A 7,889-nucleotide genomic window follows, 5' to 3' on the forward strand; every position below is an offset into this window, starting at 1 on the left:
TGCCAGCCCTCTTATTTTGAAGACTTGTCTTCCCCTCTCCAACTATTATTGATTTTAGGCACAAATAAAAATGGAAACCCTAAATATTGTATATTTGGTAGGTGCGATTCTTATTTTCTCTAGCATCATGGCCAGTACCTTATCAGCCCGACTGGGCCTACCCTTATTATTGCTATTTTTGGGCGTTGGCATGTTGGCCGGTGATGAGGGGATTTTGGGCATTGAGTTTTCACAATATGGTATAGCAAACTTTGTCGGTCAAGCTGCCTTAGCTTGTATCCTATTGGATGGGGGGCTGCGCACTTCTTTTAAGTCTTTCCGAGTCGGCTTAAAGCCAGCAGTAGTACTGGCCACTTGGGGAGTATTTGCCACTGTTCTTATCCTTGGTATCTTCGTTACTTGGCTGCTAGATGTTGACTGGCGCATTGGACTGTTAATGGCGGCTATCGTAGGCTCAACCGATGCGGCTGCGGTATTCTCTTTACTGCGTAATGGTGGCGTTAAGCTAAACGACCGCGTTCAAGCTACGCTTGAGCTTGAGTCAGGGGCGAACGACCCCTTTGCTATCTTATTAGTCACAGGCTTAATTGCCTTAAATGTTGATCCTGAGAGCCAAAGCATTTTAGGATTCTTTGGGTTACTGGCCCAACAGCTTGGCTTTGGGATGATCATGGGCCTAACCTCAGGCTATCTATTGTCCAAATTAATTCCCAAACTGCATCTGGCAGTTGGCATGTACGCTATTTTGATTATGTCAGCCGGCCTAGCGGTATTTGCGGCCACCAACTTACTGGGCGGCAGTGGTTTTTTAGCGGTTTACTTAGCTGGTATTTTAATTGGCAATAATAAAGTACGTGCCACAGAGCATGTTTTAAGGGTAATGGACAGCTTTGCTTGGTTATCGCAAGCGGTCCTATTCGTTGTTTTGGGCTTACTAGTAACGCCTTCTAACGTATTGAATGTTTGGTATTATTCGGTAGCAATTACCGCCTTTATGATACTGGTTGCCCGTCCTGTTGCGGTTTATTCAAGCATCAAACCCTTCGGTTTTAAAGATCGTGAGATTGGTTTTATTTCTTGGGTTGGCCTACGCGGAGCCGTGCCTATTACTCTGGCCATTTTGCCAGTAATAGCAGGTCTAGAAGATGCTTTCTTATTGTTTGATATCGCGTTCGGCGTGGTTATCTTATCTCTGATACTTCAAGGCAGTACAATTCCCTTTATGTCTACTTTATTTAAGGTTCGCGTCCCTTATACCCCCGAACCTGATGAGCAGATGGAAATTTGGGTTTCTGATCAAGCCAGTATTACCCTATACGAATTTGAAGTAAAACCCGGGGCTTTCGCCATGGGTCGTCATCCTTTAGACATTTCACCCACTATAAGTAATGATGAAATTGCTGTTTTTGCTTTAATCCGAAATGAAAAGATAGTCGTAGTAGATAGAGAAACCACTTTACAATATGGTGATAGAGTTTGGTACGGCCTTAGAGGCAATCATGCTGCCAAAATTGCTCGTATTTACAATGATATTAAAATAGATAGAAGAGAGGTCGAGGACTTCTATGGGGACTGGATGATATCCCCTAATGTAAAACTGGGTGACCTACCCTTCTTTGATGAAAGTGCTTCTTCTACCCCACCCAGCACCAAAGCTCGGTACCATAAAGATGGCTCTCCTATCAATATGTGGCAACAAACGGTTGCGGAGTTTATTATAGCCAACCTTAATGCCCCACCGGTTCCTGGCGATACCGTCAGAATTAATAATGAATGGTCACTGATTATCAAAGATGTGGACGATAGAGGCGCCTTACGTACTATTGGCCTAAAACATAGTTAGTAGAGTAATCAAACTTTCATAAACCTCTGATATATTTACAAATATTGATAAAATGTTACTGATAAATAATATAAATTAATGGTTAGTAACTTACCATTAAGTTATAAGACGGGTCAGTATCTATCGCTATCTCATCCCTAAATCTCCATTAAAATTTTTAATTTTTGGCGATGAGATAGCGATAATGATTATTATGGTTAAGCAAATATTTAGCCTTGGCATCAATATTAGCTGTCATTAACTGTTTTGGATAATTGGAATTATCAGGGTTTATATTATCAGGATTTATTAAATTTAAGGGCATCGTATTTTTAGACAAGGATTGCATCGTATCAAGAGATAAATTACTGATATTTCTATCAAATCCAAGATCTTGTTTTGTTAACAATGAATGAGTATTTAAGGGTAGAAGATGCAATCAATGAAATTATCTGTTGCGGGACGTATAACCGCATTAATGGCTATCTACTCCCTGTCGGGTACTGCGATGGCAGACATCCGAGCATTGGGAGATGTTAAAGTACAAAAGCAAGCAAATGGTGTTGAAGTAGTGCAAATCAATGCTCCAAATGCCCAAGGCTTGTCTCATAACAAATACAATCAATTTAACGTTTATGAGCCAGGCGCTGTACTCAATAATGCTACCCAAAGTGGACAATCGGTCCTTGCAGGCACCTTAGGCCCCAACCCAAATTTCAAAGACCAAGCAGCCAATGTCATTTTAAATGAGGTTGTAAGCCGTATCCCCTCTTTGCTACTGGGCAAGCAAGAAGTTTTCGGTATGGCAGCAGATTATGTACTTGCCAACCCTAATGGTATTGCTTGTGAAGGTTGTGGTTTTATCAATACACCAAGAGTAAGCTTGGCAGTAGGTACGCCAGAGATTACTAATGGTATTCTATCAGGCTATAACACCAATAATGATCGGGGGTTACGTATCGCCCGTGGTGTGACATTCGATGATAGTAAAGTTGTGGATTTTATTGCTCCTCAAGTTTATTTAGATGCTGATATTAAGAATGCTGATGCGGTAAACGTTATTATCGGACGTAATGATGTTGATATTAATCCAGACGGAAGCTTAAGCGCTAAGTCTATCGGCCGCGCTAACGCCCGAGTATTAGATGGCAATCTTCTAGGAAGCATGCAAGCAGGACGAATTAAGCTTCACAGTACCGATGATCGTGCTACGTTAGATGTGAAAGGAGTGAATTTTAAAGCCAATGATTTCCAAGCCAAAGTAGGCAACTTAAACCTACATGGGGCGGTACAAGACTTTGAAAAACAATACGACAAAAAAGACTCACCACTCATCACCTCCACCACACTGCAAATCGGACAACACTATACGCCAACAAAGATTACTGCGGACAATGTCGATTTGCAGGCTGCGCATAATTTATCACTTAATGGCACTCAAGTGATTGGTAACCGGGTAAATCTAAACGCCGAAAATGTGGCCCTTAATGGTGAAAAAACAATCAACACCATTTATCGATCCACCAATACCCAAAAAGGTGGCCTGAAAGAAAACACCTTATTTCATACCGATAAGGTAACCGCTTTATACGGCACTGATATTCGTGGCAATACTATTAATGTCGATGCCAAAACTGGTAGCCTAACTGGTAACTCGGCACAAATGATTGCTCCTGTCGTCCGTCTAAATGCAGGTAAAGATATTGCATTGACGGGAGGGAATGCCAACGAATTTCACAATATCACCAATGAAGAAAGACTTGGTACCATTGCCCTTAAACGTGTTATTGATTCGGAATCCGCAAGTAAAGACTATTATATCCCAACTGCCATTTTGGCCAATAAAGCGGCCATGACTAGCGGCGGTAACCAACAATATGCCGGGGCACAAATGGTCGCCAAGGACATGGAATTTAAAACTCCTGGTACTGTTTCTTTTACCGCCGAAACCAGTAAAGCCACTCACAATATAGATCATAAAGTCACTTACTGGGGCGGACTTTTCGGCTCACAAACCGACAATAACGACACCACTATCATCACCCAAAATGGCGCTGATGTACAAGCCAGTAATCTATTATATATTGACGCAGCCAAAGGCTTAAACCTTACTGGTAGTCGTGTATTGGCAGTAAATCACTCTTATTTGAACTCACCTCATGGCGATTTCAATATTAAAGGCGCCACTGAAAAGACAACCAATGTAGACCTACACCGTACCGGCACTATATTTAATATCCCCATCAATGTGACCACTACCACGACTACCGATACCAAAAATAAAGAATCGATTCTAGAGTCCTATACCAACTTACAACTGGTCACTGATCAAAATATAAACGTGGTCGGTAGCCAAGTGAAAGCTGCAGGACTGCTAGATTTAGAGGCCGGTAAAACGCTTAATATCGTTGGTGTAAATGACAGTCATGATGTGACTACCGTTCATGATGCCATAGGTATTGTTGCTGATATCACCACAAAACCATCGTTTTATGCTGTTGCTACTAAAGGTGCCGAAGCCAAAATAGCTGATCCAAAAGCAGATGCCTCTAAAAAAGAAGAACCTAAAGCAATAGCCTTAGATGATGCTTCTGTAGATTGGCGTTTAGGCTTGGGTATTACCCATAATGTGGATACTGACAACACCCAAACCGTAGCAGGATCGCTTGTTTCTGGTGGAACGACCAACTTAAAAGGAGGTAATGTCAACATTGCAGGCAGTAAAGTGACCTCTAAAAATGATCTTAATATTAGCGGAAATAACGTCACTACCTCTGCTCAAGATAACAGTCATACAGTTGCCAGTGACCACACTGATGTATTTTTAGGTCTGAAAGGTAGCGTTGATACATCAGGTGCCACAGTTGGATTAGGCCTTGATGTTAATAATCAGAAGAAATCTGACCAAACCACGGCTCCAGTGGCCAGTGAGTTAAACGGAAAAAATATCAATATTACAGCAGACAATGATATTCATCATTCTGGTACGCAGATTACGGCACAAGATACGGTTAATGAGCAAGCGAATAATATTACTCATGACCAAGCTCATGCTACCCATACTAAGTCTGATAAGAACGTTGATGTTAATATTGGACTTTCTGCCTCAGCAGACTATAAGGGTGGACTAAGTGCAGGTCTTAATATTGGCGCAAGTGGTTCAGGCAACACTAACATTGAAACACAGGGGTCAGGTACCAAAATTACTGCTGGTACTATCAATGAACAGGCCAAAAACGCGCTTAATGATGAAGGCACCCATTATCAAGCAACAGGTGACGTTAACCTTTCAGCTAAAGATGTGACCCTTGCTTCAGGTTATGACAGTACCAAAAATACTAATAACTCAGGTGGCGCAAGCATTAATCTTGGCATTGGCGGTCTTGAAGGCGCTAGCCCTAAAGGTTCAGTTGGCGTATCGGCCAACTTCCAACACGATGAGACAGGCACTACCACTGCTAAACCAGCGACTATTACCGGTGCGAACGTCAATATACACGGCGACAACTCGGTCGTCTCTCAAAGTGATATCACCACACCTGGTAGTCTAAATATAGACGCAGGTAAAGAAGTCAGCCTTGTGCAATCTAATAATACCAGTAATTCTTCAGGCGGTGGCTTCGATGTTAGCGTGAAAGTGGGTGGACTCGCTTTAGACAAACCTACTCCTCAGCCATCCGTTGGCGTATCAGTGGGAGCCAATGGACATAATGGTGCCTCTATTGAAGGGGTCAATAATACGGTCACCGCAGGCAACATAAATCTATCAACATCAGGTACCAATGGTACTGTCAACGTTCAAGGCACAAATATTAATACGGGTACGCTTAATATAGACACCAATACCGCCAATATTGCTGGTACTATCGATAAAGCACATAGTGGCTCAGGTTCTGTGGGCATAAATGTTGATGTGGGTTCAGGGGGTAGTAGCTTAGCGCTAGGCGGCAATATCAGTGCTGGAACCAGTCAAAGCCAACATACTGGTACTAGCGAAGTTAAGTCAGGTCAGCTGAACATAAACGCCAATCAAGGCGTGAATATCAGCCATGCTAACGTAACGGCTGACAATGCCAATATTGATACCAATGGCAATTTAAATATCAATGCAGGCGTAAATACTGACCAACATACCTCAGTAAATCTTGGCGGCACGCTTAATGCAAAAAAAGAGGGCGACGTACTTGTTCCTGAGACAGGCAGTGTCAGTGTTGGCGTTAATACCGGAGACAGCCTATCGCATACGCCTGCTAATGTGAATATTGGTAAAGATGCCAATCTTAACGTAGGTGGTGACCTTAATGTTACTGGTAGCAGTGTGAATACTGGTACGATTCAAGGCAATATTGGTGGCAATGTGAATAATGAGACCTTGCAAGGCCATAGCAATCAAACAGACGTTAATATCGCTATAGGTGCACAGGGATCACCCGTTAAATATACGCCAGAGAACGCCGGCTCTCAGCTTGTCTCTGATATCAAAAATGGTACTATAGCGGGTGTAAAACCTATAGCGGATATTGATATTCACCATAGTGATTCCACTACCACTCAAAACACACCTGTTGGTATCAAAACCAATAATGATCAACTTAATGTGGCCGGTAACGTTAATACGGTTGGTGTGAGCACACCTAATACTCATAATAGTTTTGATTTTTCTTTCAATCCAAGAGCAAACTATGATCCAATGGCTTATCTTGAGAGCTTTATCAATAAATAAAAGATTAATCAAATAGCTTTAATATGATAATAAAAACGCGATAAGTTGCCTTATCGCGTTTTTTAGTCTCAGCATTTCAAATTGTTTTAAATATCGTTTTAGGTGAAAGCTTACCGCAAGGGATAAACTTAATTAATAAATACCCGCTTCTACTCCAGCTGCTAACGTCATGGCAAGCTCTTCTACTTGATTAGTAAAGTCCTCTTGCCACTCCCCTCTTAGTATCAATGCCTCTTGAATCCACTCCCAACGTAGACCTGTAGTAATGGTTTTAATTGCCAGTTTAGTCCCCGTACCGTCTTGTCCGGCCCTAATATATAGCGCAAATGGTAACCCTTGCTTTTTTTCTAATACAGGATAATAACAGCGGTCAAAAAAGTCTTTGGTTAAGCCTGCCATATAAGCTAAGTTTTCAGTAGTGCCTAGTAGTAGCGCGTCGGCAGCCAAGACATCTTCAGGTTGCGTTTCTTGCGGTGATTTTAATATGACATTCACATTTATATCAGGGTGATTGGCCCCATCAAAGGCCGCTTGTGCTAACTTCTTAGTATTAGGCGATGGCGCATGAGCAACAATAAGTAAAGTCTTGACTGACATCTCACTCTCCTATTTTTTAGCTGCTTGTTGAGTAGCTAAAGCTTACGTCTTGTTTGATATCAGGGTGAATACTTTTGGCCACTGGGCAAGTTAGAGCTGCGGCTTCTAATACCTTACGAGTACGCTCATCAAAGTCTTTAGCAAACTGAATATTCACTTTTACTTCGCTAACTCGTCTAGGGTCTGCTGCCATTGTTTTAGTCACTTCTGCTTTGGTTCCAATGACATCAATCTCCATGCTTTCAGCCTTAATACCAATAATAGTTAGCATACAGCTGGCCAAACTTGTGGCTAATAAATCTGTGGGTGAGAAGGCCTCACCTTTGCCATGATTGTCTGTCGGCGCATCGGTAATAATCTGATTATTAGATTGTAGGTGTAAGGCTTGAGTACGTAAATTGCCTTGGTATTCGACGGTAGAAGTAGTCATAAAACTTATCCCTTAGCTGATTCAATACCAGTCATAGTAACTTATTTCAGCATAATAATGAAATAAGCTCGTTATTCGATATGAGTTTAAAGCTTTATCATTAGCGAAAAATTAAAATCCAGACAAAGAAAAAGCCCCCACTCGAATTGAATGGGGGCTTTTAAGGTATAGGGAGCTGACGATGACCTACTCTCACATGGGCGAACCACACTACCATCGGCGCTACGATGTTTCACTTCTGAGTTCGAGAAGGGATCAGGTGGTTCCATCGTGCTATTGTCGTCAGCAAAGGGGGTATAGATATGAGTTGTGTTAAG

4 protein-coding genes and 1 rRNA gene are annotated in these 7,889 nt (G+C 41.9%); 2 read left to right on the plus strand and 3 right to left on the minus strand.

The window, feature by feature from the left end; translation table 11 throughout:
• Positions 1-70 precede the first annotated feature (70 nt).
• Positions 71-1,843: a potassium/proton antiporter gene (locus G561_RS0110725; RefSeq protein ID WP_028859562.1), complete on the plus strand. Its 1,773-nt coding sequence runs from the start codon at positions 71-73 to the stop codon at positions 1,841-1,843.
• 412 nt (positions 1,844-2,255) lie between these two features.
• Positions 2,256-6,545 carry a two-partner secretion domain-containing protein gene (locus tag G561_RS0110730; protein WP_028859563.1) on the plus strand — a complete coding sequence of 1,430 codons (4,290 nt, stop codon included), beginning with the start codon at positions 2,256-2,258 and terminating at the stop codon, positions 6,543-6,545.
• A gap of 132 nt (positions 6,546-6,677) precedes the next feature.
• Here the strand turns inward: G561_RS0110730 and G561_RS0110735 are convergent, their stop codons facing one another.
• The 3 genes from G561_RS0110735 to rrf all read right to left on the minus strand — a co-directional run bounded on the left by G561_RS0110735 (position 6,678) and on the right by rrf (position 7,859).
• On the minus strand, positions 6,678-7,142 hold the full coding sequence (locus G561_RS0110735; RefSeq protein ID WP_028859564.1) for a flavodoxin family protein: 465 nt from the start codon (positions 7,140-7,142) through the stop codon (positions 6,678-6,680).
• Between the two features lie 16 nt (positions 7,143-7,158).
• Positions 7,159-7,572 carry an OsmC family protein gene (locus tag G561_RS0110740; protein WP_028859565.1) on the minus strand — a complete coding sequence of 138 codons (414 nt, stop codon included), beginning with the start codon at positions 7,570-7,572 and terminating at the stop codon, positions 7,159-7,161.
• A 173-nt stretch (positions 7,573-7,745) separates the two neighbouring features.
• Positions 7,746-7,859 (minus strand): 5S ribosomal RNA (rrf, locus tag G561_RS0110745).
• Positions 7,860-7,889: the final 30 nt, after the last annotated feature.

Source organism: Psychrobacter phenylpyruvicus DSM 7000 = NBRC 102152 (assembly GCF_000685805.1).
Taxonomy (GTDB): domain Bacteria; phylum Pseudomonadota; class Gammaproteobacteria; order Pseudomonadales; family Moraxellaceae; genus Psychrobacter; species Psychrobacter phenylpyruvicus.

Coding starts and splice junctions, on each gene's coding strand:
- G561_RS0110725 (WP_028859562.1), top strand. CDS start 71: ATGGAAACCCTAAATATTGTATATTTGGTAGGTGCGATTCTTATTTTC.
- G561_RS0110730 (WP_028859563.1), top strand. CDS start 2,256: ATGCAATCAATGAAATTATCTGTTGCGGGACGTATAACCGCATTAATG.
- G561_RS0110735 (WP_028859564.1), bottom strand. CDS start 7,142: ATGTCAGTCAAGACTTTACTTATTGTTGCTCATGCGCCATCGCCTAAT.
- G561_RS0110740 (WP_028859565.1), bottom strand. CDS start 7,572: ATGACTACTTCTACCGTCGAATACCAAGGCAATTTACGTACTCAAGCC.